Source organism: Mesorhizobium sp. M1295 (assembly GCF_040318135.1).
In the GTDB taxonomy this organism is placed as follows: Bacteria; Pseudomonadota; Alphaproteobacteria; order Rhizobiales; family Rhizobiaceae; genus Mesorhizobium.
The window spans coordinates 614,568-638,178 of record NZ_JAMYLU010000001.1; the positions used below are offsets into that span (position 1 = coordinate 614,568).

23 protein-coding genes and 1 pseudogene are annotated in these 23,611 nt (G+C 62.5%); 16 read left to right on the forward strand and 8 right to left on the reverse strand.

From position 1 onward, the window contains the following. Nucleotides 1-12 precede the first annotated feature (12 nt). Nucleotides 13-372: a diacylglycerol kinase gene (locus tag NKH29_RS02895; protein WP_023720089.1), complete on the forward strand. Its 360-nt coding sequence runs from the start codon at nt 13-15 to the stop codon at nt 370-372. A gap of 40 nt (nt 373-412) precedes the next feature. Next, the gene (locus tag NKH29_RS02900; protein WP_023720088.1) at nt 413-1,000 is read left to right on the forward strand and encodes a hemerythrin domain-containing protein; all 588 of its coding nucleotides are present in this window, start codon (nt 413-415) and stop codon (nt 998-1,000) included. Between the two features lie 3 nt (nt 1,001-1,003). Here NKH29_RS02900 and NKH29_RS02905 read toward each other — a convergent pair whose 3' ends face one another. Beyond that, nucleotides 1,004-1,591 (reverse strand): DedA family protein, encoded by a 588-nt coding sequence (locus tag NKH29_RS02905; protein ID WP_023720087.1) that lies wholly within the window; start codon nt 1,589-1,591, stop codon nt 1,004-1,006. Then, complete coding sequence (locus tag NKH29_RS02910; RefSeq protein WP_023720086.1) at nt 1,588-2,151, reverse strand: DUF1003 domain-containing protein; 564 nt, start codon at nt 2,149-2,151, stop codon at nt 1,588-1,590. Before NKH29_RS02910 ends, NKH29_RS02905 begins: the two co-directional genes overlap by 4 nt. A gap of 84 nt (nt 2,152-2,235) precedes the next feature. Between NKH29_RS02910 and NKH29_RS02915 the strand changes: the two genes are divergently transcribed. From NKH29_RS02915 to gltX, 5 genes are all read left to right on the forward strand, one after another. Next, a complete protein-coding gene (locus tag NKH29_RS02915) occupies nt 2,236-2,949 on the forward strand; it encodes a DNA-3-methyladenine glycosylase I (protein ID WP_023720085.1) in 714 nt (237 codons plus the stop codon). Nucleotides 2,950-3,014: 65 nt separating this feature from the next. Next, nucleotides 3,015-4,697 (forward strand): NAD+ synthase, encoded by a 1,683-nt coding sequence (locus NKH29_RS02920; protein WP_352494564.1) that lies wholly within the window; start codon nt 3,015-3,017, stop codon nt 4,695-4,697. 26 nt (nt 4,698-4,723) lie between these two features. Next, nucleotides 4,724-5,137, forward strand: coding sequence for a GNAT family N-acetyltransferase (locus NKH29_RS02925; protein ID WP_023720083.1), 414 nt, complete (start codon nt 4,724-4,726; stop codon nt 5,135-5,137). 387 nt (nt 5,138-5,524) lie between these two features. Then, a complete protein-coding gene (locus NKH29_RS02930) occupies nt 5,525-7,330 on the forward strand; it encodes an ABC transporter ATP-binding protein (RefSeq protein WP_352998958.1) in 1,806 nt (601 codons plus the stop codon). A 133-nt stretch (nt 7,331-7,463) separates the two neighbouring features. Next, nucleotides 7,464-8,837: a glutamate--tRNA ligase gene (gene gltX, locus NKH29_RS02935; RefSeq protein ID WP_352998960.1), complete on the forward strand. Its 1,374-nt coding sequence runs from the start codon at nt 7,464-7,466 to the stop codon at nt 8,835-8,837. Here the strand turns inward: gltX and NKH29_RS02940 are convergent. Next, a complete protein-coding gene (locus NKH29_RS02940) occupies nt 8,755-9,957 on the reverse strand; it encodes a DUF2865 domain-containing protein (RefSeq protein ID WP_352587032.1) in 1,203 nt (400 codons plus the stop codon). The genes gltX and NKH29_RS02940 overlap by 83 nt on opposite strands. An 85-nt stretch (nt 9,958-10,042) precedes the next feature. Next, a complete protein-coding gene (locus tag NKH29_RS02945; protein WP_023720079.1) occupies nt 10,043-10,225 on the reverse strand; it encodes a hypothetical protein in 183 nt (60 codons plus the stop codon). On the opposite strand from NKH29_RS02945, the gene NKH29_RS02950 reads away from it, so the two are divergent. Beyond that, a complete protein-coding gene (locus NKH29_RS02950) occupies nt 10,224-10,844 on the forward strand; it encodes a DUF1287 domain-containing protein (protein WP_051409694.1) in 621 nt (206 codons plus the stop codon). The two genes, NKH29_RS02945 and NKH29_RS02950, sit on opposite strands and share 2 nt — an antisense overlap. A 12-nt stretch (nt 10,845-10,856) precedes the next feature. Here NKH29_RS02950 and NKH29_RS02955 read toward each other — a convergent pair. Then, nucleotides 10,857-11,591: pseudogene (locus tag NKH29_RS02955) on the reverse strand (phosphate acyltransferase); the annotation flags it as partial. Between the two features lie 51 nt (nt 11,592-11,642). Here NKH29_RS02955 and NKH29_RS02960 point away from each other — a divergent pair. After that, nucleotides 11,643-11,861, forward strand: a complete 219-nt coding sequence (locus tag NKH29_RS02960) for a DUF1287 domain-containing protein (RefSeq protein ID WP_352998962.1) — start codon at nt 11,643-11,645, stop codon at nt 11,859-11,861. Nucleotides 11,862-11,873: 12 nt separating this feature from the next. On the opposite strand, the gene NKH29_RS02965 is transcribed toward NKH29_RS02960, so the two are convergent. Beyond that, nucleotides 11,874-14,198 carry an NADP-dependent malic enzyme gene (locus NKH29_RS02965; protein ID WP_352482220.1) on the reverse strand — a complete coding sequence of 775 codons (2,325 nt, stop codon included), beginning with the start codon at nt 14,196-14,198 and terminating at the stop codon, nt 11,874-11,876. Nucleotides 14,199-14,372: 174 nt separating this feature from the next. After that, nucleotides 14,373-15,152 carry an SDR family oxidoreductase gene (locus NKH29_RS02970; protein ID WP_023720073.1) on the reverse strand — a complete coding sequence of 260 codons (780 nt, stop codon included), beginning with the start codon at nt 15,150-15,152 and terminating at the stop codon, nt 14,373-14,375. A 153-nt stretch (nt 15,153-15,305) separates the two neighbouring features. Here NKH29_RS02970 and NKH29_RS02975 point away from each other — a divergent pair, with 153 nt between their 5' ends. Both NKH29_RS02975 and NKH29_RS02980 read left to right on the forward strand, forming a co-directional pair. Continuing rightward, nucleotides 15,306-16,094, forward strand: coding sequence for a UDP-2,3-diacylglucosamine diphosphatase (locus NKH29_RS02975; RefSeq protein ID WP_502896861.1), 789 nt, complete (start codon nt 15,306-15,308; stop codon nt 16,092-16,094). Nucleotides 16,095-16,221: 127 nt separating this feature from the next. Next, complete coding sequence (locus NKH29_RS02980; RefSeq protein WP_352494568.1) at nt 16,222-17,439, forward strand: MFS transporter; 1,218 nt, start codon at nt 16,222-16,224, stop codon at nt 17,437-17,439. On the opposite strand, the gene dgcA is transcribed toward NKH29_RS02980, so the two are convergent. Then, nucleotides 17,410-18,393 carry an N-acetyl-D-Glu racemase DgcA gene (gene dgcA, locus NKH29_RS02985; protein WP_352998964.1) on the reverse strand — a complete coding sequence of 328 codons (984 nt, stop codon included), beginning with the start codon at nt 18,391-18,393 and terminating at the stop codon, nt 17,410-17,412. The genes NKH29_RS02980 and dgcA overlap by 30 nt on opposite strands. A 78-nt stretch (nt 18,394-18,471) precedes the next feature. Here dgcA and NKH29_RS02990 point away from each other — a divergent pair, with 78 nt between their 5' ends. From NKH29_RS02990 to NKH29_RS03010, 5 genes are all read left to right on the forward strand, one after another. Further along, nucleotides 18,472-19,656: an ABC transporter permease gene (locus NKH29_RS02990; protein ID WP_023720069.1), complete on the forward strand. Its 1,185-nt coding sequence runs from the start codon at nt 18,472-18,474 to the stop codon at nt 19,654-19,656. 1 nt (nt 19,657) lies between these two features. Continuing rightward, a complete protein-coding gene (locus tag NKH29_RS02995; protein WP_023720068.1) occupies nt 19,658-20,476 on the forward strand; it encodes an ABC transporter ATP-binding protein in 819 nt (272 codons plus the stop codon). Between the two features lie 13 nt (nt 20,477-20,489). Then, complete coding sequence (locus NKH29_RS03000) at nt 20,490-21,863, forward strand: MlaD family protein (RefSeq protein WP_023720067.1); 1,374 nt, start codon at nt 20,490-20,492, stop codon at nt 21,861-21,863. A gap of 73 nt (nt 21,864-21,936) precedes the next feature. Then, nucleotides 21,937-22,557, forward strand: a complete 621-nt coding sequence (locus tag NKH29_RS03005) for an ABC-type transport auxiliary lipoprotein family protein (protein ID WP_502896293.1) — start codon at nt 21,937-21,939, stop codon at nt 22,555-22,557. A gap of 334 nt (nt 22,558-22,891) precedes the next feature. Continuing rightward, nucleotides 22,892-23,419 (forward strand): c-type cytochrome, encoded by a 528-nt coding sequence (locus NKH29_RS03010; RefSeq protein ID WP_502911199.1) that lies wholly within the window; start codon nt 22,892-22,894, stop codon nt 23,417-23,419. Nucleotides 23,420-23,611: the final 192 nt, after the last annotated feature.

A 23,611-nucleotide genomic window follows, 5' to 3' on the forward strand; every position in this document is an offset into this window, starting at 1 on the left:
AAGGGTTTTGGCATGCAGCGGCTGATCGACGCTTTTTACAATTCGGTGCGGGCGTTTCGCAAACTGGCCGCCGGCGAGGAGGCCTTCCAGCTGGAACTGGTCCTGCTTGTGCTTGCGCTGCCGCTCGGCTGGTTCCTTTCAGAATCGTGGCGCGGCTATGCCCTGCTGATCGGTGCGGTGCTGCTCATGATCATGATCGAAGTGCTGAACACCGGCATTGAGGCGGCATGCGACGCGTTCAGCCGCGAATTCAACATCGACATCCAGCTAGCCAAGGATTGCGGTTCGCTGGCGGTGCTGATTTCGGTGGTGATCGTCGCCGGCGTCTGGGGCGTCGCAGTCATCGAGCGCATCGTTGGGGTACCGATCTGAGGTTTCAGGCACCACATGCCGGTTAATCGAGGAGACCGATATGGCCGATACCGCCGGATTTCTGCTGCTTGAACGTGAGGGCCTGCCGGACGATCTGCGCTGGCTGGTGGAAAAATATCCGCGCGAGGACTGGCAGGCGCATGCCAACATCCACGGCATGGCCAATATGTGGCTGCAGCGGCACGACATGTTCCGCGACCTTGGCGGCATGCTCACCAACGGCATTGGCGATTATCGTGAGGGCAGGCTGAACGCGCCGGAATTCGCACGCTGGTTCGCGCCGCGCCTCAATCATTTCCTCGGCAATCTCGATGGCCACCACAATGTCGAGGACCATCACTATTTCCCGGTCTTCGCCAGGGCCGAGACTCGTCTGAAGCGCGGCTTCGAAATCCTGGATGCCGACCACCACACAATCCATGAGGGACTGGAGCGCAATGCCGAGGCGGCAAATGCCTTCATCGGCACGCTTCAGGAGAGCGAGGACAAACAGCGCTTCGCCGCCGATGCCTATGCCGACGAGAACAGCCGGCTGATCGCCATGTTGACCCGGCATCTTGCCGACGAGGAAGACCTGATCATTCCGCTGATCCTCGAGAAGGGCGACCGCGCGCTCGGCATTGATTGACGATCAGCTTCCCTTGCGAAGCTCCTTCTTGGCGAGGACGTGCGACGCCAGCCAGCCGAGGATGGCCACAACGAGACCGATGACCAGGGCGATCAGCAACCGCTCGTGGCGGGCCAGCGCCTGGCCGACGATGCGCTCCGCGCCCAGCCCGAAGACATAACCGACAGTGCAGAACAGTGCCGCCCAGACTACCGACGAGATGGCGTTGAGGATGACGAAGCGCGCTGCGGCGATGCCCGACAGCCCGGCTGCGATACCACCGACCAGGCGCAGGCCATAGATGTAGCGGTTCGACAGCACGAAAATGTTGGGATGAGAGGTGACAAGGCGGTAGGCGTGGCTGAACCCTGGCCGGGCTCGGAGTCCGATCACGAATTTATGGTCGGCGAAGCTCCGTCCCAGGATGAAAAAGAACGTGTCGCCACCGAAGGCGCCGAGCGCCGCCGCGAGGAAGGCCTGCCACGGGACGAAGACATGCTGATGCGCAAAGAAACCGCCAAGGATGGCGGCGCTTTCGCCCTCGGCGACGCAGCCCAGAAAAACCGCGACCAGCCCATATTGCTCAATGAGACGATGAATGGCTTCCGTCATGAAGACGTCCGCTGCTTCGACAGAATCTCGTCGATGCGCTTCACCTGCTCGGCCAGCCGGGCGATCTCGTCTCGCATGCCGATGATCTGGCTGTGGCGCAGTTCGTCGAGCTTTTCATGCAACGCCATGATCTCGATCTCGGCCTTGAGATTAACCTCATAGTCGTGGGCGGCGTCGATACGATCGCGCTCGGTCTGGCGGTTCTGCGCCATCATGATCACTGGCGCCTGCAGGGCAGCAACCATGGAAAGCACGAGATTGAGGAAGATGAAAGGATAGGGATCGAAGGCGGCGCGCGACAAGAGCCAGACATTGCCTGCCGTCCACAGGATCAGGAAGCCAATGAATGTCAGGATGAAGGACCACGAACCGCCGATCCGGGCGATGGTGTCAGCCAGGCGGTCGCCAAACGTCTGGTGAAAGGCGACGGCCTTGTTGGTGTCCTTGGAGATCGTGGTGCGCTCGAGCGTTGATTGCAGCACCCGGCTTTCGAGCGCGCTGAGGCCGTCCGGCTTTCGCTTCAGCCAGCGGTTTGCCAGGTCCTCGATCGTTTTGTTCATCGTCGCCTCCGTCGTCAGCGATAGAGGTAGAAGCTGCCGGTTCATACGGGAAGTGGTAGATTGACGCGATGGGGTCAGGAAACAATGGTGGATTTTCAGAAGATTCGCGCCCGTGCGGCGAAACGCAAAGGCGGTGAGGCAGCGCTGACGTCGCTGCTGGGCCCTACGCCCGACAATGCCGCGCTGGCAAAGATTGCGGATGACCGGATCCTGTCGACCATGGCCGAACGGGTCTTTGCCGCCGGCTTCGTCTGGCGCGTCATCGAGCAGAAATGGCCAGGTTTCGAGGAAGCATTTCTTGGCTTCGAGCCGAAGCGGCTGCTGTTCCAGCCTGACGATTTCTGGCACGATCTCACCGCCGACAAGCGCATCGTGCGCAATCCGCAGAAGATCAAGTCGGTACGCGACAACGCAGCCTTCGTCGAGCGCGTGTCGAAGGAGCATGGCAGCTTCGGCAAGTTCCTCGCCGACTGGCCGGCCGGCGATCAGGTCGGGCTGATGGCTTATCTCGGCAAGCACGGGAGCCGGCTCGGCGGCAATACCGGCCAGTATTTTCTGCGCTGGCTGGAGTGGGACGCCTTCATCGTCTCGGCCGACATGGCGGCAGCGCTGCGCGACGCCGGGCTCGACATCGCGCAGAGCCCGACATCGAAGAAGGACCTAGACAAGATCCAGGTGCAGATCAACGCCTGGGCGGCGGAGACCGAGCTGCCGCGCCGACACATTTCGCGCATTCTGGCAATGTCGATCGGCGAGAACCATCCGCCGGAGGCGCTACGCGAATATATGGGCGAATAGGACCGATTGTTTGGTCCAAACGAACGCCATTGCCCGACGAATTTTGCCGCGCTAAACCCACAGGCATGATCGACAAGACCGCTCCAGACATATTGCGCATCGCCGTCGCCCAGCTCAATCCGACGGTCGGCGACGTCGCCGGCAATCTTGCCAAGGCGCGCGAGGCGAGGGCGGATGCCGCCCGCCAGGGCGCCGATCTCGTGCTGTTCACCGAGCTTTTCCTGGCCGGCTATCCGCCTGAGGATCTGGTGCTGAAGCCCGCCTTCCTGAAGGCCTGCGAGCGGGCTGCCGAGGACTTCGCCGGCGATACCGCCGATGGCGGCCCGGGCGTCATCATCGGCACGCCGCTGAAGCGCAAGACCGGCACGCACAATTCGATCATCTTTGCCGATGGCGGCAAGATCCTTGCCGAACGCTACAAGCTCGATCTGCCGAATTACGGTGAGTTCGACGAGAAGCGCGTCTTCCAGGCCGGACCCGAGATCCAAGGGCCGGTCAATTTCCGCGGCGTGCGGGTGGGAGTGCCGATCTGTGAAGATATCTGGGGCGAGATTGCCGTCTGCGAGACGCTGGCCGAAAGCGGCGCGGAAATCCTGCTGGTCCCGAACGGCTCGCCCTATTACCGCGGCAAGGTCGACGTCCGCCACCAGATCGTCATCCGCCAGGTCATCGAATGCGGACTGCCGATTATCTATGCCAACCAGCTTGGCGGCCAGGACGAGCTGATCTTCGACGGCGCGTCGTTTGCCATAGGCTCTGACAAGACGCTGGCCTTCCAGATGAGCCAGTTCGAGGAGACGGTCAACGTCACCACCTGGAAGCGAAAGAATGACGTCTGGGTCTGCTCTGACGGACCGATGTCGAAAATCCCGGAGAAGGAGGAGGCCGACTATCGCGCCTGCATGTTGGGCCTGCGCGACTACGTCAACAAGAACGGCTTCAAGAATGTCGTGCTCGGCCTTTCCGGCGGCATCGATTCGGCGATCTGCGCGGCACTTGCCGTCGATGCGCTCGGCGAGGAACGGCTGCGCGCCGTGATGATGCCTTACCGCTACACTTCGACGGACTCGCTCAAGGACGCCGAGGACTGCGCCCGCGCGCTCGGCTGCCGCTACGATATCGTGCCGATCTTCGAGCCGGTCGAGGGCTTCCTGCACACACTGACGCAGCTTTTCGAGGGCACCAAGGAAGGCATCACCGAGGAAAACCTGCAGAGCCGGGCCCGTGGCACCATCCTGATGGCGATTTCCAACAAGTTCGGCTCGATGGTGGTCACTACCGGCAACAAGAGCGAGATGTCGGTAGGCTACGCCACGCTCTATGGCGACATGAATGGCGGCTTCAACCCGATAAAGGACCTCTACAAGATGCAGGTCTATGCGTTGTCGCGCTGGCGCAACGCGCATGTGCCGCCGGGCGCGCTAGGCCCGTCCGGCGAGGTGATCCCGAACAATATCATCGACAAGGCGCCCTCGGCGGAACTGCGCGAGAACCAGACCGACCAGGATTCGCTGCCGCCCTATCCAGTGCTCGACGACATATTGGAGTGTCTGGTCGAGAACGAGATGGGTGTCGACGAGATCGTTGCGCGCGGCCATGACCGGGCGACGGTGACGCGCGTCGAGCACCTGCTTTACGTCGCCGAATACAAGCGCCGGCAGGCAGCGCCCGGCGTGAAGATCACCAGGAAGAATTTTGGCCGCGACCGCCGCTATCCTATTACCAACCGGTTCAGGGATGGCGGGTAGGCGATTGGCTGCATAACGGTTTAGCCATGGCCAACTTTGAAATCAGCTTCGACCTGTCGCAGATCGACTTCCGGGCGACGTCCGACATTTTGAAGGAGAGCTATTGGGGCAGCGGCCGCAGCGATGAACTGCACCGCCGCGCCTTTGCCAACTCACTGTGCGTCGGCGCCTATGTCGGCGGCAATCAGGTCGGCTTTGGCCGGGCGATCACCGACCGTACGGTATTTGCCTATCTCGCCGACATCATTGTCTGGCCCGGGTATCGCGGGCAAGGCATCGGGACCCGGCTTGTCCAGGCGCTTATCGACCACCCGGATTGCAAGACTGTCACCCACTGGAGCCTGTCTACCAACGATGCCCACGCGGTCTACGAGAAGCTCGGCTTCAGGCCTTCCACCGACGGCCGCTATATGCGCTTCGACCGTATCCCGGCAACCTGAACAGAGGCAGCGCACAACCCGCGATTGTTGCAAAATCGTCTCACTGGTTGGACCAGATGCGCTTTCGACCATCTACTGACTTGGCGCGGCGTTGAGGCGTCTCTATAAACGCCTTTCCGCGATCCCCTAGGGGAGGACCGAAATGCCAGGATTTGACATCGTTATGCGAGGCCGCGAAGCCTAGGTCTCAATCGGCGAGCCAGAAGGTTCTTACCTTTGCGGCGAAGTCGAGCTGAGAACAGGCGTTCGTCGATGCCGGTCGCCGCCCGTATTCGGGCGAGCCGCCAATGTGCCGAACCTCCGCATTCCCTGGGTGCTAATTCGCCCGACGCGGTTTTTTCAATTTCGACCTTTCCGGGATCGGGCTCGTTGCGCCCGAATGACATCATGGCTCGTTTTCGAATAGATTTGCGCGCGGGCGCCTTTCGCAGCGTTCTTGGTTTTACGCTCAGTCATTGGCGGCGCCAGCCGTGGCGGCTTTCGCTGATCATGGCCACATTCCTGCTGTCGACCCTGGCCGACGTGCTGACGCCACTCTATTCCGGCCGGCTGGTCGACGCCGTTGCCAGCAGTGCCACTGCCGACGATGTCGCATGGAATGCCGCGACGGCTGCCTTTTCGATGCTGGTGGCCCTGGCGCTCACCGGTGTCGTGCTGCGCAATCTCGCCTTCATGGCCATCGTCGAACTGACCCTGAAGATGATGGCCGACATCGCCGCCGATGCCTTCCACTGCGTCCAGCGCTTCTCCACCGACTGGCACGCAAACAGCTTCGCCGGATCGACGGTGCGCAAGATAACGCGCGGCATGTGGGCGCTCGACCTGCTCAACGACACGATCCTGATCGCGCTGCTGCCGTCGGTCGTCATGCTTGTCGGCTCGACGCTGTTGCTCGGCTGGTTCTGGCCGCTGATGGGCGCGGTCGTCGCGACGGGCTCGGTGCTGTTCATCGGCGTAACGACGATGCTGTCGCTCGGCTATGTCGCCCCCGCGGCAAGGCTTGCCAATGCGTGGGATACGCGGCTTGGCGGCTCGCTGGCCGATGCGGTGAGCTGCAACGCCGTGGTCAAGGGTTTTGGCGCCGAGGAGCGCGAGGAGACACGGCTTGCCGACGTCGTCGCCAAATGGCGCGCACGCACGCGGCGCACCTGGGTGCGCGGCACCGTCAACGGCACCACGCAAGGCACGATGCTGCTGCTTTTGAGGGCAGCGGTCATCGGCTTTTCCCTGCTTTTGTGGTCGTGGGGGCAGGCGAGCGCCGGCGACGTCGCCTTCGTGCTGACCTCATTCTTCGTGCTGCAAGGCTATCTGCGTGACATCGGCACGCATATCCGCAATCTGCAGCGCTCGATCAATGACATGGAGGAACTGGTCGACTTCCAGTCCGAACCACTCGGCATCGAGGATCGGCCCGGAGCCAAGCCGATCCGGATCACCGATGGCCGTATCACCTTCGACAATGTCACGTTCCACTACGGTAGCCACCGCTTGCCGCTTTATCGGGACTTTTCGGTGGATATCGCTCCGGGCGGGCGGGTCGGGCTGGTTGGCCATTCGGGCTCCGGCAAGACCACGTTCGTCAAGCTGATCCAGCGCCTCTATGACGTGACTGCGGGCAATATCCTGATCGACGGCCAGGATATTGCCAATGTCGCGCAGGCGTCGCTGCGCGCACAGATCGCGATTGTCCAGCAGGAGCCGATCCTGTTCCACCGGTCGCTGGCTGAAAACATCGCCTATGCCCGGCCGAGCGCCACGCAGGCCGAGATCGAGCACGCGGCGCGCTTGGCCAGCGCGCATGACTTCATCGCCGATTTGCCGAAAGGCTATGGCACGTTGGTCGGCGAGCGTGGCGTAAAGCTGTCGGGCGGCGAGCGTCAGCGTGTTGCAATCGCACGCGCCTTCCTCGCCGATGCGCGCATCCTCATCCTGGACGAGGCAACGTCGAGCCTCGATTCGGAATCGGAGGTACTGATCCAGCAGGCGATGGAGCGCTTGATGGTCGGCCGCACGACGCTGGTCATCGCCCACCGGCTGTCGACCGTGCGCGCGCTGGACAGGCTTCTGGTGTTCGATCGCGGCCGCATTGTCGAGGAGGGATCGCATGACCAACTGATCCGGCTGCAAGGCGGCATCTACCGCCGGCTGTTCGAACGTCAGGCGCTTGAGCTGACCAAAGGCCTGGTGATCTGACGGTTACGGCGCGGCGCGTCTTAATGGACGCGCGGCGCTGCCGTCTTTTCTTCGTCTTCGTCATGTTCTATGTCTGCCGCAGAGCGCGGGGGCGCGTCTTGTCAACAGCAAAACCATCCGGTACGCCCCGCTCATGACAGTTACCGTCCGTTTCGCCCCGTCACCGACCGGCCGCATCCATATCGGCAATGCGCGCACCGCTTTGTTCAACTGGCTGTTCGCCATCAAGAACAAGGGCCGCTTCATCCAGCGCTTCGACGATACCGACGTTGCCCGTTCGACGCAGGAATTTTCCGACGCCATCCTTTATGATCTGCATTGGTTGGGCATCTTCCCCGATGCCACGGAGTATCAGTCGCGGCGGGTCGAAATCTATGATGCCGCACTGGAAAGGCTGAAGGAGGCCCGCCTCGTCTATGCCTGCTATGAGACGCCTGAAGAGCTCGACCTGAGGCGCAAGGTGCGCCGCACGCGTGGCCTGCCGCCAGTCTATGGCCGCGAGGCGCTGACGCTGGCACCCGAGCAGGTCGCGGAATATGAGGCCGATGGCCGGCGGCCGCACTGGCGCTTTCTGCTGCCCAACTTCAGCAGCGATCCGCTGCAGCCGGAGCGCACCGAAATCCACTGGAACGACCTGGTGCGCGGCGAGGAGACCGTCGACCTCGCCTCGCTTTCAGATCCCGTTCTGCGGCGCGAGGACGGCACCTATCTCTACACACTGCCTTCGGTGATCGACGACATCGACATGGGCGTCAGCCATGTCATTCGTGGCGACGACCACGTCACCAATACCGGCGTCCAGATAGCCCTGTTCCGGGCGCTCAGCGCCGAGCCGCCGGTGTTCGGCCACCACAATCTTCTGACAACAGCATCAGGCGAGGGGCTTTCCAAGCGCACCGGCGCGCTGTCCATACAGAGCCTGCGTGAGAGCGGCATAGAGCCAATGGCGGTCGCTTCGCTGGCGGTACTCGTCGGTACCTCGGAAAACGTCGTGGCGGTGCCGACGATGGCTGAACTTGCCGAGCGCTTCGATCCGGCGGCAACATCGAAATCCGCCGCCAAATTCGATCCGGACGAGCTCTTCGTGCTCAACCGCACGCTGCTGCACCACATGCCCTTTTCCGAGGCGCGCGACCGGCTGATCGTGCTCGGCATCTCTGGCGAACAGGCCGAGCCTTTCTGGCTGGCGGTGCGCGGCAATCTCGACAGGCTGGCCGATGCGGCGATCTGGTGGCGCACACTTCGCGACGGTCCAGAGGAGCCGGCGGAGTTTTCCGACGATGACCGCGACTTTCTTCGCCATGCGTTCGAACTGCTGCCGGAGGAGCCTTGGAACGGCACCGTCTGGAAAGACTGGACCGGCAAAATCCGAGCGGCGAGCGGCCGTAAGGGCAAGGCGCTGTTCATGCCGCTGAGGCTGGCGCTTACGGGACAGCCTTCGGGTCCGGAGCTTGCAGATCTGTTGCCGCTGCTGGGTCGGGAAGGAACGTTGGCCCGACGACCCTGACCTTGCGCTGTTCGGGCGGCGGCAGGGACGTCAGCGAAGGCACGGGTTTGACGGCAAGGCGTCTGATCGCCTCACGGTCGAGGCCGCCTTCCGCGTTGGCCAAGGTCTCCGGGTCGGCGCCCGGATCAGGCCTGGCAACCGGCACCGGAATGAACGGAGTGGTCTCCACGTTCGCTTCGGATCGTTCCGGGCTGGGCGGGTTGCCGGCGATGATTTCGAAATTCTGCGCGGCATTGCAGCCGCATGCCGGCGGCCGTGGCATGTCGGACTGCTTGTAGAGGTAGGCCGTCGGCAGTTCGATATAAGGCCTGCCGGTCACCGAAGACGTCATGGACGCCGAATCGCTGTTCATGCCGCGCGTGTAGAAAACCTGCATCTCGGTGCCGGGGCAGCTCGATTCGCAATTCTTCTGGTCGCGCTCGAAATCGCCGAGCGAGGCAGCATTCGACATCGGGAAGAAATAACCGTCGCAGGTCCGCACACACATGGTGCGGAATTCTCCTCGCGGCTGGCCCATGTCGGCGTTGTTGAGCAGGGTGCGGATGTTGCCCGGCTGACTTAGCTCTTCAGCCTGGCTGGGCTCTTCACGCTGGTCGGGCGCATCGGATTCACTGCCCAAAAGCTGCTCGAGCAGGTTTCCGTTGCCGTTTTCATCGCTGGCTTCGCGAACCGGTGCGGGCTTTGATGGCGCCGCTTCGTCGCGGCAGCCATTGGCGTCAAGCGAGGTCAATATGCGCGCGCGATCGCGTCGCGAACCACCGCTGTCAAGCTCAGCGCGCTTGGCCTGCAAGTCGTCGAGATTGGCAGCCATGCGATCGATGGTGGCGTCGAGTGCCGCGCATACGTTGGCGTTGCGGCGAGACAGCGAAAAGCCGCAGCCGGCGCTGCTGGATTGGCTGACGGCCTTTGAAATCTGCTGGCGCTGCCGGGCGATCGCGTCGTCATATTTCCTGAGCAAGGCCGGTTTGCCGCCGCCACCACGAGAAGCGGCAGCAAGATCGGTTTCAAGCTGGCGGCAGAGGCGGGAGGCGGCCTGCGCCTGAGTGACGGCGATGTCGCACAGTAGCAGGGCACCGAGCAGCGCGGCGGCCCGCGTCAGCTTCCAACGTGCGCCCGTCATCGCTCCGGAACTCCGCCTGTCTGCCGTTCTGAAAGCTACCGCGCTTGCGGTTAAGCGTTTGTTTAGCATATCGCTGATTCCGGCTTCAGCCCAAATCGGCGATGGCTTGCGCCTTGTGCGCGGCTTCGACCACAACCAGCGCGTCATATCGACCACGCCGCACGGCATACTCGGACATTGTCAGGACCGCGACACCCTGGCGTTGCACGAAAAAGGCGTATTCGCCCAGAAGAATGCCTGGATCCAGCAATGCCCGGAGGCTTGGCATGACCGCGATTACCCGTCGAGCCGCAGTGCAATTTGGCCTTTTGTGCCTGGCGATGCCGGTTGCCATGGCGCAGGAAAAGCCCATCACGCCGGATTGGGGCACCAAATTGGTCGAAGCCGCCCGTGAGCAGATCGGCGTCACCACGCTCTACGATCCGACCTATACACGCCTGGCCTATCCGGGCGGGGACGTTGAGCCCGAGCGGGGTGTGTGCACGGATGTCGTGATCCGTGCCTATCGCCGCGCCTTCGATCTCGATCTGCAAGAATTGGTGCATGAGGATATGCGGGCCAATTTTGCCGCCTATCCGAAGGCTTGGGGCCTGAAAGCGCCCGACCGCAACATCGACCACCGCCGTGTGCCCAATCTTGCGGTCTATTTTGAGCGGCGCGGTGCTGCCTTGCCCGTCAGCCAAGACCCCGCCGACTATCGGCCTGGGGATCTCGTCGCCCAGATGCTGCCCGGCAATCTGTCGCATATTGCCATCGTGTCGTCCAATCGCTCCACTGTGGTGCCGACAAGAGGGCTGGTCATTCACAATATCGGTGGCGGCGCCAGGGAAGAGGACACTTTGTTTGCCTTCAGGCAGACAGGGCATTTCCGGTTCGGGCCAATCTGAGAAAGCCCACGGCTAGCCCAGATCGACGATGGCTTGCGCCTTATGCGCGGCTTCGACCACGGCCAGTGCCGTCATATTGACGACGCCGCGCGAGGTGACCGACGGCGTCAATATGTGCGCCGGGCTGTCGGTGCCGAGCAGGATCGGGCCGACATGCAGCGCGTCCATCATCGTGCGCAGCGCGGTCAGCGTGATGTTCGCCGAATCGAGATTGGGGAACACCAGCAGATTGGCTTCGCCCTTCAGCCGCGAATGCGGATAGACGCGCTGGCGCAGCTGCTCCGATAGCGCCGAGTCGGCATGCATCTCGCCGTCGCATTGCAGGTCGGGCGCGATGCGCGCCAAGATCGCCGCCGCCTGCCGCATCTTCATGGCGCTTGGCGAATCGCGGGAGCCAAAATCCGAATGCGACAGCAGCGCTGCCTTGGGCTCGATGCCGAAACGCTGAATCTCCTCGGCCGCCAAAACGGTCATCTCAGCAATCTCCTCGGCGGTCGGATCGACGGAGACATGGGTGTCGGTGAGGAAAATGATGCCGCGCTGCGAAATCAGCATGGAAAGCGTCGACAGGTCGCGATCCTTGATGCCGGCGCGCGGCCCGATGATCAGCGTCACGTTGCGCAAATGACGCTCGAAACGGCCCTCAAGGCCGCAGACCATGGCGTCGGCGTCGCCGCGCTTCAGGGCAAGGGCGGCGATCACCGTATTGTCGGTGCGCACCATGGTGCGCGCCGCTTCCGTATCGACCACCGCCGTGTGCCCAATCTTGCGGTCTATTTTGAGCGGCGCGGTGCTGCCTTGCCCGTCAGCCAAGACCCCGCCGACTATCGGCCTGGGGATCTCGTCGCCCAGATGCTGCCCGGCAATCTGTCGCATATTGCCATCGTGTCGTCCAATCGCTCCACTGTGGTGCCGACAAGAGGGCTGGTCATTCACAATATCGGTGGCGGCGCCAGGGAAGAGGACACTTTGTTTGCCTTCAGGCAGACAGGGCATTTCCGGTTCGGGCCAATCTGAGAAAGCCCACGGCTAGCCCAGATCGACGATGGCTTGCGCCTTATGCGCGGCTTCGACCACGGCCAGTGCCGTCATATTGACGACGCCGCGCGAGGTGACCGACGGCGTCAATATGTGCGCCGGGCTGTCGGTGCCGAGCAGGATCGGGCCGACATGCAGCGCGTCCATCATCGTGCGCAGCGCGGTCAGCGTGATGTTCGCCGAATCGAGATTGGGGAACACCAGCAGATTGGCTTCGCCCTTCAGCCGCGAATGCGGATAGACGCGCTGGCGCAGCTGCTCCGATAGCGCCGAGTCGGCATGCATCTCGCCGTCGCATTGCAGGTCGGGCGCGATGCGCGCCAAGATCGCCGCCGCCTGCCGCATCTTCATGGCGCTTGGCGAATCGCGGGAGCCAAAATCCGAATGCGACAGCAGCGCTGCCTTGGGCTCGATGCCGAAACGCTGAATCTCCTCGGCCGCCAAAACGGTCATCTCAGCAATCTCCTCGGCGGTCGGATCGACGGAGACATGGGTGTCGGTGAGGAAAATGATGCCGCGCTGCGAAATCAGCATGGAAAGCGTCGACAGGTCGCGATCCTTGATGCCGGCGCGCGGCCCGATGATCAGCGTCACGTTGCGCAAATGACGCTCGAAACGGCCCTCAAGGCCGCAGACCATGGCGTCGGCGTCGCCGCGCTTCAGGGCAAGGGCGGCGATCACCGTATTGTCGGTGCGCACCATGGTGCGCGCCGCTTCCGTCGTCACCCCACGCCGGCCGGCAAGCTCGATCAAAAGGTCGACATAGTGGCGGTAACGCGGATCGTCTTCCGGGTTGATCAAGCCGAAATCGACGCCCGGCTTGATGCGCAGCCCGTAGCGCTTCAGCCGCACCTCGATGACATGCGGGCGGCCGATCAGGATCGGTTCGGCAATGCCTTCCTCGAGCACGACTTGCGCGGCGCGAAGTACGCGCTCGTCCTCGCCATCGGCATAGATGACGCGCTTGGCGCTCGACGTCTTGGCCATCGAGAATACCGGCTTCATGACCAGGCCGGAGCGGAAGACGAAGCGGTTCAGCTTGTCGACATAGGCGGCGAAATCGGTGATCGGCCGGGTCGCGACGCCGCTCTCGCAGGCTGCCTTGGCGACGGCAGGGGCAATGCGCAGGATCAGTCGCGGGTCGAAAGGTGAGGGGATCAGGAACTCCGGGCCGAAGATCGGCGTCTCGCCGGAATAGGCGCGCGCGGCAACGTCGGACGGCTCTTCGCGGGCAAGCGCTGCAATCGCTCGCACCGCGGCCATCTTCATCTCTTCGTTGATGGCGCTTGCGCCGCAATCCAGCGCGCCACGGAAGATGTAAGGAAAACAGAGTACGTTATTGACTTGATTGGGGAAATCGGAGCGGCCCGTGCAGATCATCGCGTCGGGCCGTGCTGCCCGTGCCGCTTCCGGCATGATCTCGGGATTGGGGTTGGCCAGCGCCAGGATCAGCGGCTTGGGCGCCATGTGGTGAAGCAATTCCGGCTTCAGCACGCCGGCGGCAGACAGGCCGAGAAACACGTCGGCGCCGGGCAGAACGTCGGCCAGCGTGCGCGCTTCGGTATCCTTCACATAAGGATCTTTCCAGCGGTCCATCTCCTCGACGCGGCCCTTATGGGCGACGCCGAACCGGTCGGTGACCCAGATGTTTTCGACCCGCGCGCCGAGCGAGACCAGAAGGTTGAGGCATGCAAGCGCCGCAGCACCTGCCCCCGACGTGACGATCTTGATGTCGGAGATGGACTTGCCGGCGAATTCCAGCCCATTGAGCACGGCGGCGGCGACGATGATGGCGGTGCCGTGCTGATCGTCATGGAAGACCGGTATGCCCATGCGCGCTTTCAACTGCTCCTCGACCTCGAAGCACTCGGGCGCCTTGATGTCCTCAAGGTTGATGCCGCCGAAGGTCGGTTCCAGCGCCGAGATCGTCTCGACCATGCGCTCGATGCCCGGTGCATCGATCTCGATGTCGAAGACATCGATGCCGGCGAACTTCTTGAACAGCACCGCCTTGCCTTCCATCACCGGCTTGGAGGCGAGCGGTCCGATATTGCCGAGGCCCAGCACCGCCGAACCGTTGGTGACGACGCCAACAAGATTGGCGCGGGCTGTATAGTCTGCGGCAGTTGCCGGATCGTCGCGGATTTCAAGGCAGGGGGCGGCGACCCCGGGCGAATAGGCAAGCGCCAGGTCGCGCTGATTGCCGAGCGGCTTCGTCGCCTGGATTTCAAGCTTTCCGGGCCGGGGGTGCTTGTGGAAGTAGAGCGCAGCTTCGTCCAGGTCGGATCGCGCCGCCTTCTTGCTTTCGCCTGTCATGACGGCCGCCTCCCTGCGATCCTGCCTTGAAGCCTTTTAACATGCAGAATTGGTTTTTCACGATGCCAAATGACGCAACCGCCATTTTGCCTTGCGAAACGAGTAAAATCGATTTGTTTCAGTTAGTTGTGCTAAAATCCTGCCGCGCTATTCAGGTCTTTTCCTCTCCGCTGTTCAGAACGCGCTGACGTAGAGGCCGCCGTCGACCGGTATGTTCTGTCCGGTCAGGTAACCGGCGTGAACCGAGCACAGGAAGGCGCAGATCTGGCCGAATTCCTCCGGCGTGCCGAGTCGCTTGGCCGGAACGTTGGCCGCGGCCTTGGCTTTGCGCGCGGCGGCGGCGGCCGGGTCTTCGGGTGTGCCGGCCTCATGCGGGCCGCGCAGCCGGTCGGTATCGAGTTTTCCCGGCAGCATGTTGTTGATCGTCACATTGCGGTCGATCACCGTCCGCGCGACGCCTGCCAGGAACGACGTGAGGCCAGCGCGGGCTCCGGACGACAGGTCGAGGCCGGGGATAGGAACATAGACCGACAGCGAGGTGATGTTGACGATGCGGCCGAAGCCGCGCGCCGCCATGCCGTCGATCACGGCCTGAACCAGCTCGACAGGGGTCACCATGTTCTGGGTGACGCCTTCGAGGATCTTTTCCCGATCGAGCGCACGGAAATCGCGAAGCGGCGGACCGCCATTGTTGTTGACGAGGATGTCGGGATCGGGGCAGGCGGCAAGCAGCGCCTTCTGGACGTCGGGTTTGGATACGTCGCCGACGATCTCGGTCACGCTGACGCCGAATTTCTCGCGCAGTTCGGCGGCGGTTTTGGCCAGCACGTCGGCGTTGCGGCCGTTGACGACCAGATCGCAGCCTGCCTCTGCCAGCGCCATGGCGCAACCGCGTCCCAGCCCCTTGCTCGAGGCGCAGACGATGGCCTTCTTGCCGCGAATGCCGAGATCCATGGTGATTTTCTCCTCTGATTGCCGCGGCAACCTACCCGTATGGCTGGACCAATCGCAACCGTCATACGGTTGTTGCATGAATCGGGGCATAGCCTCACGCGAAAGCAACGGTGACAAATGATGTCTGGCGCAGAGCCCCGCACTTTCCGCAGCATGTTCATCTCCGACGTCCATCTCGGATCGAAGGCGGCGAAGGCCGAGTTCCTGATCGATTTCCTGCGCCATCACGATGCCGATATCATCTATCTCGTCGGCGATATCGTCGACGGCTGGCGCTTGAGACGGAGCTGGCACTGGCCGCAGAGCCACAATGACGTGGTCCAGAAATTGCTGCGCAAGGCGCGCAAGGGCGCCAGCATCACCTACATCGCCGGCAACCATGACGAGTTCGCGCGGCAGTTTCAAGGTGTGCATTTCGGCGGCATTGTCGTCGCCGATCGCGCCGTCCACGAGACCGCCGATGGCAAACGCCTTCTTGTCATCCATGGCGACCAGTTCGACACCGTCGTCCACAATGCGCGCTGGCTGGCCTATCTGGGCGACTATGCCTATGACGCGGCGATGCTGGTCAATCGCGTCATCACGCGCCTGCGCCAAGTGCTCGGCCTGCCTTACTGGTCGTTCTCGTCCTGGGCCAAGGTCAAGGTCAAGAAGGCGGTGAATTTCATCGGCTCGTTCCAGACCGTGCTGAGCGAGGAGGCGCGCCGCTCGCATGTCGACGGCGTGATCTGCGGGCACATCCACCATGCGGCGATCGAAAGCTACGAGGACGTGCAGTACATCAACACCGGCGATTGGGTGGAGAGCTGCACGGCGGTGGTCGAGCATTTTGACGGCCGGATGGAGATACTGCATTGGGCGCATGTCCTGCCGGAGACTCCGGTCGGCAGCGAGGTGCTCGTGCCGATCGACATCAAGGGCAGGGCAGTCCAGGCGGCTTGACCAAACCCGGCCTCACCTCGCTTTAATCGGTTAGTCCAGCGGTTTCATCCACTTTTTCGCCGTGTTATGCAGCGGCTGGTGTGGTGGGCCGACCCGGCTGAATGCCGTGCCGACGGATCGCCTGTTAATGTCCTCGCTGCCGCCGCTTTCGCCCGAACAGCTCGTCAAGCCACGCCATTTCGAACTGCGCATGAGCTTGATCTTCTTCACGCTCTTCGTTCCGCTCGGAACGCATGTGCCCTATTTCCCGCTGTGGCTGCAGGCGAAGGGGTTCCATGCCGAGCAGATAGCCGTGATCCTCGCTGCGCCGATGTTCCTGCGCGTGGCGACGACGCCTTTTCTTACCGCTCTGGCAGACAAAGCGAGCGACCGCGCCAATGTCTATGTCGCGCTGGTCGCCGCATCGCTGATCCTGTCGGCCGGTTACTTCCTGCCGCCGACCTACGCAATGGTACTTGCCGTGTCATTGGCGCTGACGGTCGTCTGGACGCCGCATTCGCCGATTGCCGATTCGCTCGCCCTTTCAGGTGTTCGCCGCTTCGGCTCGAACTACGCCGGCATGCGCAAATGGGGCTCGATCTCCTATCTCTGCGCCAATCTCGCCGGCGGCTTCATCCTGTCGGCGAGCGGTGCCCAGGCTGTCCCGGTGATCATCTTCGTGTCGTTATGCGCCGCGCTAGCCGCCGGACTGATCGCGCCGCGCCTCGGCCGTCCGCGCCGCGCCTCGCCGCTTTCAGCCGCCGATATCCAGCAATCGGCACCGAAACTCCTCAACCGGTACTTCCTCTACTTTTCGACCGGCGTCGGCATCATCACCGCCAGCCACGCGTTTCTCTACGGCTTCGTGTCGATATACTGGAAGTCGATCGGCATCAGCGATTCGGTTGTCGGGCTGCTGTGGGGGTGGGGCGTCGTCGCCGAGATATGCATGTTCGTCGTCTTCACCCGGGCTTTCGCCTCCTTCTCGGTCGTCTCGATCATGCTGATTGCCGGGATAGGCGCGATCGTGCGCTGGATTGCCTTCCCCCTGATCTGGCCGCTCGGGCTTGGCGTTGGCGGGTTCTTCGCGATCCAGACACTGCACGCCGTCTCGGTGGCGCTGGTGCTGATCGGCCTGCAAAAGATGATCGGTGAGACAATCGCGGAAGAACGCACCGGGGCGGCGCAAGGCATCGCCTATTTCTCCAACGGCTTCTTCATGGCGGTGGCAACGCTGATTTCAGGTCCTCTTTACGATCGCTTCGGCGCGAATGGCTTCTTTGCGATGATCCCCATCGCCCTGACGGGCCTGGCGCTGATCGGGCTTGCCGCGCGTTCAGCCCCACAGCGCTGGCTCGGGCGGTGACACCAGCGAACCTTGGTAGACGAGACCTGGAACGCGGTCGCAGGCTAGCAGCAACGGACCGTCGAGATCGACGAAATGGGCATCCTGCGCCAACAGCACGGCCGGCGCCATCGCAAGCGATGTGCCGACCATGCAGCCGACCATGACGCCAAGACCCAGTTCGCGGGCGCGGTCGCGAAGCACGAGTGCTGCGGTCAGGCCACCCGATTTGTCGAGCTTGATGTTGATGGCGTCGTAGAGGCCGACAAGCGCGTCGAGGTCCTTCGCCTCGTGCACGCTTTCGTCGGCGCAGATCGGCACCGGATGCGCGATGTGGCGAAGAATACCGTCATGTCCCGCCCGCAGCGGCTGTTCGATCAAGGCGATACCGTGCTCGGCGGCAAAGGCGAGGTTTGCGACGATATTGTCGTCATTCCAGCCCTCATTGGCGTCGAGAATGATTCGGCTGTCGGGTGCCGCCGCCGTCACTGCACGGATGCGGGCGATGTCGTTGTCGCCGCCGATCTTGACCTTGAGCAGCGGGCGCTGGGCGTTGGCGCGGGCTTGCGCCGCCATCGCCTCGGGCTCGGCGAGCGACAGTGTGTACGCCGTCTCAAGCGCCCGTAACGGAACGGTTCGTATCATATGCGCCACCGGTGTTCCGCTGATCTTCGATTCCAGGTCCCAGAGCGCGCAATCGATGGCATTGCGTGCCGCACCCGCAGGCATGGCACCGAGCAGGGCGGTGCGGCTGATGCCGCCCGCGATCTCACCGCGCATCGCCTCGATCGCGTCGCGCACACCCTCCACGGTCTCGCCATAGCGCTTGTAAGGGACACATTCGCCGCGCCCGGTATGGCCGTCTTCGCTGATGGCGCAGGAAATCACCTCAGCCTCGGTCTTCGAGCCGCGCGAAATGGTGAAGGTCCCGGCAATAGGAAAGCGCTCGGCCTCGACCGAAATGACACGCGCCATATTTTTCTGCTCCGGCTGTGCAACAAGGAGGATATCGGCAAATCGACAGGTCGGCCCCGTCAGGCTAAACAGGACGCCATGTTGACCATCCGCAAACGCGACGCAAGCGGCCCTGCCAAGGAGCCCGACCACCAGCCGCGCATCGCGATCGGCGAGGAGGGCGGCGTTCTCGGCTGCGCTTTCTCGGGAAGCTGGACGACACGCACCGTGGCGCTGGTCGATGCCGAGATGCGCAAGATCGAGCAGCGCAGCGGCTTCAAGACGCTGGCGCTCGACCTCTCACAAATCGAGAAGATGGACACTGCCGGAGCATGGCTGATCGACCGCCTGGTCAGCAGCTTCGAAAAGAAGGGCGTCGAGATCACGATGCAGGGGCAGAGCGAGATCGCCTCGATCCTGCTTGGCGCCGTCGGGGACGCCGTTCGACGCGAGCCCGAATCAGGTCCGGCAAAGCCGCCCAACTTCATCATTCGCGGGCTCGAGGCGGTTGGCCGGCGCGTTTATGAGATGCGCGACGATTTCCTGGCCGCAATGAACATCCTCGGCGCCACGATACGCGGCTCGCAGATGAAGCTTGGCCGCGGCCATGCCGTCAACATGGCGGCGATCTTCAACCAGATCGATCGCATGGGCGTTGGCGCCATACCGGTGGTTGTGCTGATGTCGGCCATTGTCGGTGCGATCGTCGCCCAGCAAGGCGCCTATCAGCTCAGCTATTTCGGCGCCGATATCTTCGTCGTCGACCTGGTCGGCGTGCTGATCCTGCGCGAGCTCGGCGTGCTGATGACGGCGATCATGATCGCCGGCCGCTCCGGTAGCGCGATCACCGCCGAGATCGGCTCGATGAAGATGCGCGAGGAGGTCGATGCGCTGAAAGTGATCGGCCTCAATCCAATCGGCGTGCTGGTGTTTCCGCGGCTGGTCGCGCTGGTCGTCGCGCTACCTTGCCTGACGATCATCGCCAACTTTGCCGCGCTGGGCGGCGGCATTTTGGCTGCATGGCTCTACTCCGATATTGCACCGGCAGCGTTCATTGACCGGCTGCGTGTCGCAATCGACCTCAGCACCATCTTTGCCGGCCTGATCAAGGCGCCTTTCATGGCCATGATCATCGGCATAATTGCCTCGGTCGAGGGCATGAAGGTTGGCGGCAGCGCCGAATCGCTTGGCCAGCATGTGACCGCCTCAGTGGTGAAGTCGATCTTCGTGGTCATTATCCTCGATGGGCTTTTCGCCATGTTCTATGCAGCGATCGAGTTCTGACATGGCGCTGCCGGGCACAAACACGACCAAGGTGGCGGAGAAAGCCAAAGAGGACGAGATCGTGCTGTCGGCGCACGACGTCACGGTGTCGTTCGCCGACCAAGTCGTTCTCGACAAATTGTCGCTCGACATCTGGCGCGGGGAGATTCTCGGCTTCGTCGGTGCCTCCGGTGCCGGCAAATCTGTTCTCTTGCGCACCATCCTTGGCCTGACGCGCAAGCAATCGGGAACAATCAAACTGTTCGGCGTCGACGTCGAGAAGGCAAGCGAAAGGGAGCGCCTTCGCATCGACATGCGGCTTGGCGTGCTGTTCCAGCACGGCGCGCTTTTTTCGGCGCTGACCGTCCTCGAAAACGTCCAGGTGCCGATGCGCGAATATCTCGATTTGCCGAAGAAGCTGATGGACGAACTGGCCATGCTCAAGGTCGAGCTGGTCGGACTGCCGCCGGACGCGGCGCAGAAATTCCCTTCCGAGCTTTCCGGCGGCATGATCAAGCGTGCTGCGCTGGCGCGCGCTCTGGCGCTCGACCCGGATATCGTCTTCCTCGACGAACCGACTTCCGGCCTTGACCCGATCAGCGCGGCTGAGTTCGACGAATTGGTCGTCAAGCTGCGCGATACGATGGATTTGACCGTGTATATGGTCACGCACGATCTCGACACGCTGTTTACCGCGTGCGACCGCGTGGCGGTGCTTGGCAAAAAGAAAGTGCTGGTCGAGGGCACGATCGACGACATGCTCAGGAGCGAGGAACCCTGGGTAAAATCCTATTTCCGCGGAAAACGCGCCCGGCAACTTGATCTTGCGGCGCGCGCATAGCCATAAGTGAGCAATGGAAACCAGGGCCAACTACGTCATTGTCGGCATTTTCACGCTGGCCGCCATCCTCGCGGCTTTCGCTTTCGTCTATTGGACGGCGGCGATCGGCGACAAGGGTGAGACGACCATATTGCGCGTGCGCATTCCAGGGTCGGCTTCGGGACTCGGCCGTGGCAGCTTCGTACTGTTCAACGGCGTCAAGGTCGGCGACGTGCGCCGTGTCTATATCGACGTCGACAATCCGACCGCTGCCATCGCCGACACCGAAATAGACCGCAATACGCCGATCACCAAGTCGACGCAGGCCGATATCGGGCTTGCCGGCCTCACCGGGCAGGCCAATATCGAGCTCAAGGGCGCCGACCCCAAGGAGCCAAAACTCCTCGACGAGGCGGAAAAGGAAGGCCGTGTCGCTGAGATCGTTGCCAACCCGTCGGCGGTCACCAATCTGCTGCAGACGGCGCAGAACATCTTCACCCGCGCCGACAAGGTCCTTTCGGAGCTCGAAGGCTTCACCAAGGACGTTCGCGGGCCGCTGACGCAGACGGTCAACAATGTCCAGACCTTCTCCGATGCACTGGCCAGGAATTCGGACGGGGTCGACAAGTTCCTGGCCAGCGTCAGCTCGCTGGCGGACGAATTGAAGGGTGTTTCGGGCAAGCTCGACGGCACTCTGAAGGCGGCGGAAGGGCTACTCAACGCCGTCGACAAGGACCAGATCAAGAGCATCGTCGCCAATGTCGACACGGTCACTTCCAACCTCAAGGAAACCAGCAAGCAGTTCGACACGGTCATCAAGAACGTCGACACTGCGGTCGGCTCGATCAACGACTTCGCCCAGAAGACGCAAGGCACGCTGGCCAAGGTCGACGGCGTTCTCGACGGCATCGATCCGGCTGAGGTTCGCACCGCGCTGGCCAACATCCAGAAGGCCAGCGAAAACGCCAACGAGGCTGCCGCCGACATCGCCAAGGTGACCAACAAGTTCGCCAACCGAGCCGACGACATCGATGAAACCATCAAAGACGCGCACCAGCTCGCAGGACGCCTCAACGATGCCTCGGTGCGAGTCGACGGTATTCTTGCCAAGGTCGACAAACTGCTCGGCTCCGGCCAGGCCGACGGCGTCATGGCCGACGCGAGAGCGACGCTGAAATCGTTCAAGCAGGTCGCCGACACGCTGAACGCCCGTCTCGGTACCATCACCGACAATCTGGCGCGATTCTCGGGACAGGGGCTGCAAAACGTCGAAGCGCTGGTCCAGGACAGCCGTCGTTCGATCACCCGCATCGAGGAGGCGGTAACCGATCTGAGCCGCAACCCGCAGCGGATCCTGTCCGGCGGCGAGGGCGAGGTCCGGCAGTTCGACGGCAGGGTGCGCCGTTGACTTCGGCCTCCGCCCACAGCAAGAACATAGCTTGCAGATACGCGTTGTTTCCACGATCCGGGGGGGATCGCGTTTGAAGTCGATCAGTTCAGGCAGCATCAGATCGAGTGGGTTGAAGAGCGGGGCGGTGTTGCTGGCGCTTGCGCTTGCAAGCTGCGCGGCCTTGCCTGGCGGCGGACCGGCACCGCTGGACACGTTCGAGCTTTCGGCGCCGTCGCTGGAAGCGCGTGCCCACAGCCGTCGCCAGATCCTCATCGCCCAGCCGTCGGCGCTCAAGGCGCTGGACAGCCAGAACATCGTCATCAAGCCATCGCCGCGATCGATCCAGTATCTCAAGGGCGCGCAATGGGCCGACCGGCTGCCGATGATCGTACAAGCGCGGCTGGCAGAGACGTTCCAGCGCTCGGGCAGCTTCACCGGCGTCGGTAAGCCGGGCGAGGGGCTGGCAATCGACTATCAGGTGATCGTCGAGATCCGCTCGTTCGAGGTGCGTGTCGATGGCGGCCAACATGCCGAGGTCGAGCTGTTCGTGCGCCTGTTGAACGACCGCAACGGCGAAGTGCGCGCTTCGAAGACGTTTAGCGCCATCGCGCCCGTTTCGGGCAGCGGCAACCAGGCCTATGTCGGCGCGCTCGACGCGGCGTTCGGTGATGCGGCCGGGCAAATCGTCCGCTGGACGGACACTGTGATCTGACGCGGCCGGAACTGCCGGGCGCAGCTAGGATCAAACTCAATCATCTGACTGCCCCAATGGCCGAGATGGGTGGTAGGTTGCCGTTCGGCTCATCTGCCAGGACGAGCACGTTGCGCCAAAGAAGGCGAAGGCGTTGTGCGTCGGCTAGCGAGCTTCGTAACAGTTGCTCAACCGGACACGACAAGTGCCGACGGTCCAATTGATCGCTGATAGTAATCCGTCCTGGCCATGCTAAAATTTAACGTCCCCGACGTCGCCAAATCGGGGAATTGCGACCAGTTGACGACGCGGGAGGTCGACGGACAAACCACGAACAGACCGCAGGGAGGAAGCAATGTTTCGGACACTAATTCATCTTGCATTCTTGACAGCGTCAATTGTTGCCCTGCCATCTTACGCGGCCATGGCCGACGACACACAGATTGCGCGCGGCGAATATCTGGCTACGATTGCCGGCTGCAGCGACTGCCACACACCCGGTTACTTCTTCGGGAAGCCCGACATGTCGCGCTTTCTTGGCGGTTCAGATGTGGGCTTCGAGATTCCTGGTCTTGGTGTCTTTGTCGCCCGCAATATCACGTCTGACAAGGAGACCGGTATCGGAAGCTGGACCCCGGAGCAGATCGTCACCGCGATCCAGACCGGCGAACGGCCGGACGGCCGTATGCTGGCGCCGATCATGCCTTGGCGCGATTTTGCGCATCTCACCGCGGATGACGCCATGGCTATCGCGGCATTCCTCCAAAGTGTGAAGCCGGTCAGCCATCAGGTTCCCGGCCCGTTCAAACCCGGGGAAACGGTGTCGGCTTTCATGATGCGGATTATGCCGCCGGGGGAAGCCGCAGCCGCTGCAACGAAGTAGGGCGGCTTTGATCGGAACGAGATTTTTCTCGCCGAATAGTGGGTGAATGTACCGCCTTGGAGATGGTGAGGCCCGATATCGGAACGGCAAAAATGGGTCGAATTCGGAGTTGTGTGCGTCAAGTTCTGCAAAAATGGCGTGGCAGTAGCTGTGACGTCGGCGTGTCCGCCGCGCAGCCCCCGTGTTTAGCGG

What these genes read in the sequence shown, in the direction of transcription:
- NKH29_RS02895 (WP_023720089.1), top strand. Translation starts at nt 13, where the DNA reads ATGCAGCGGCTGATCGACGCTTTTTACAATTCGGTGCGGGCGTTTCGC.
- NKH29_RS02900 (WP_023720088.1), top strand. Translation starts at nt 413, where the DNA reads ATGGCCGATACCGCCGGATTTCTGCTGCTTGAACGTGAGGGCCTGCCG.
- NKH29_RS02905 (WP_023720087.1), bottom strand. Translation starts at nt 1,591, where the DNA reads ATGACGGAAGCCATTCATCGTCTCATTGAGCAATATGGGCTGGTCGCG.
- NKH29_RS02910 (WP_023720086.1), bottom strand. Translation starts at nt 2,151, where the DNA reads ATGAACAAAACGATCGAGGACCTGGCAAACCGCTGGCTGAAGCGAAAG.
- NKH29_RS02915 (WP_023720085.1), top strand. Translation starts at nt 2,236, where the DNA reads ATGGTGGATTTTCAGAAGATTCGCGCCCGTGCGGCGAAACGCAAAGGC.
- NKH29_RS02920 (WP_352494564.1), top strand. Translation starts at nt 3,015, where the DNA reads ATGATCGACAAGACCGCTCCAGACATATTGCGCATCGCCGTCGCCCAG.
- NKH29_RS02925 (WP_023720083.1), top strand. Translation starts at nt 4,724, where the DNA reads ATGGCCAACTTTGAAATCAGCTTCGACCTGTCGCAGATCGACTTCCGG.
- NKH29_RS02930 (WP_352998958.1), top strand. Translation starts at nt 5,525, where the DNA reads ATGGCTCGTTTTCGAATAGATTTGCGCGCGGGCGCCTTTCGCAGCGTT.
- gltX (WP_352998960.1), top strand. Translation starts at nt 7,464, where the DNA reads ATGACAGTTACCGTCCGTTTCGCCCCGTCACCGACCGGCCGCATCCAT.
- NKH29_RS02940 (WP_352587032.1), bottom strand. Translation starts at nt 9,957, where the DNA reads ATGACGGGCGCACGTTGGAAGCTGACGCGGGCCGCCGCGCTGCTCGGT.
- NKH29_RS02950 (WP_051409694.1), top strand. Translation starts at nt 10,224, where the DNA reads ATGACCGCGATTACCCGTCGAGCCGCAGTGCAATTTGGCCTTTTGTGC.
- NKH29_RS02945 (WP_023720079.1), bottom strand. Translation starts at nt 10,225, where the DNA reads ATGCCAAGCCTCCGGGCATTGCTGGATCCAGGCATTCTTCTGGGCGAA.
- NKH29_RS02965 (WP_352482220.1), bottom strand. Translation starts at nt 14,198, where the DNA reads ATGACAGGCGAAAGCAAGAAGGCGGCGCGATCCGACCTGGACGAAGCT.
- NKH29_RS02970 (WP_023720073.1), bottom strand. Translation starts at nt 15,152, where the DNA reads ATGGATCTCGGCATTCGCGGCAAGAAGGCCATCGTCTGCGCCTCGAGC.
- NKH29_RS02975 (WP_502896861.1), top strand. Translation starts at nt 15,306, where the DNA reads ATGTTCATCTCCGACGTCCATCTCGGATCGAAGGCGGCGAAGGCCGAG.
- NKH29_RS02980 (WP_352494568.1), top strand. Translation starts at nt 16,222, where the DNA reads ATGTCCTCGCTGCCGCCGCTTTCGCCCGAACAGCTCGTCAAGCCACGC.
- dgcA (WP_352998964.1), bottom strand. Translation starts at nt 18,393, where the DNA reads ATGGCGCGTGTCATTTCGGTCGAGGCCGAGCGCTTTCCTATTGCCGGG.
- NKH29_RS02990 (WP_023720069.1), top strand. Translation starts at nt 18,472, where the DNA reads ATGTTGACCATCCGCAAACGCGACGCAAGCGGCCCTGCCAAGGAGCCC.
- NKH29_RS02995 (WP_023720068.1), top strand. Translation starts at nt 19,658, where the DNA reads ATGGCGCTGCCGGGCACAAACACGACCAAGGTGGCGGAGAAAGCCAAA.
- NKH29_RS03000 (WP_023720067.1), top strand. Translation starts at nt 20,490, where the DNA reads ATGGAAACCAGGGCCAACTACGTCATTGTCGGCATTTTCACGCTGGCC.
- NKH29_RS03010 (WP_502911199.1), top strand. Translation starts at nt 22,892, where the DNA reads ATGTTTCGGACACTAATTCATCTTGCATTCTTGACAGCGTCAATTGTT.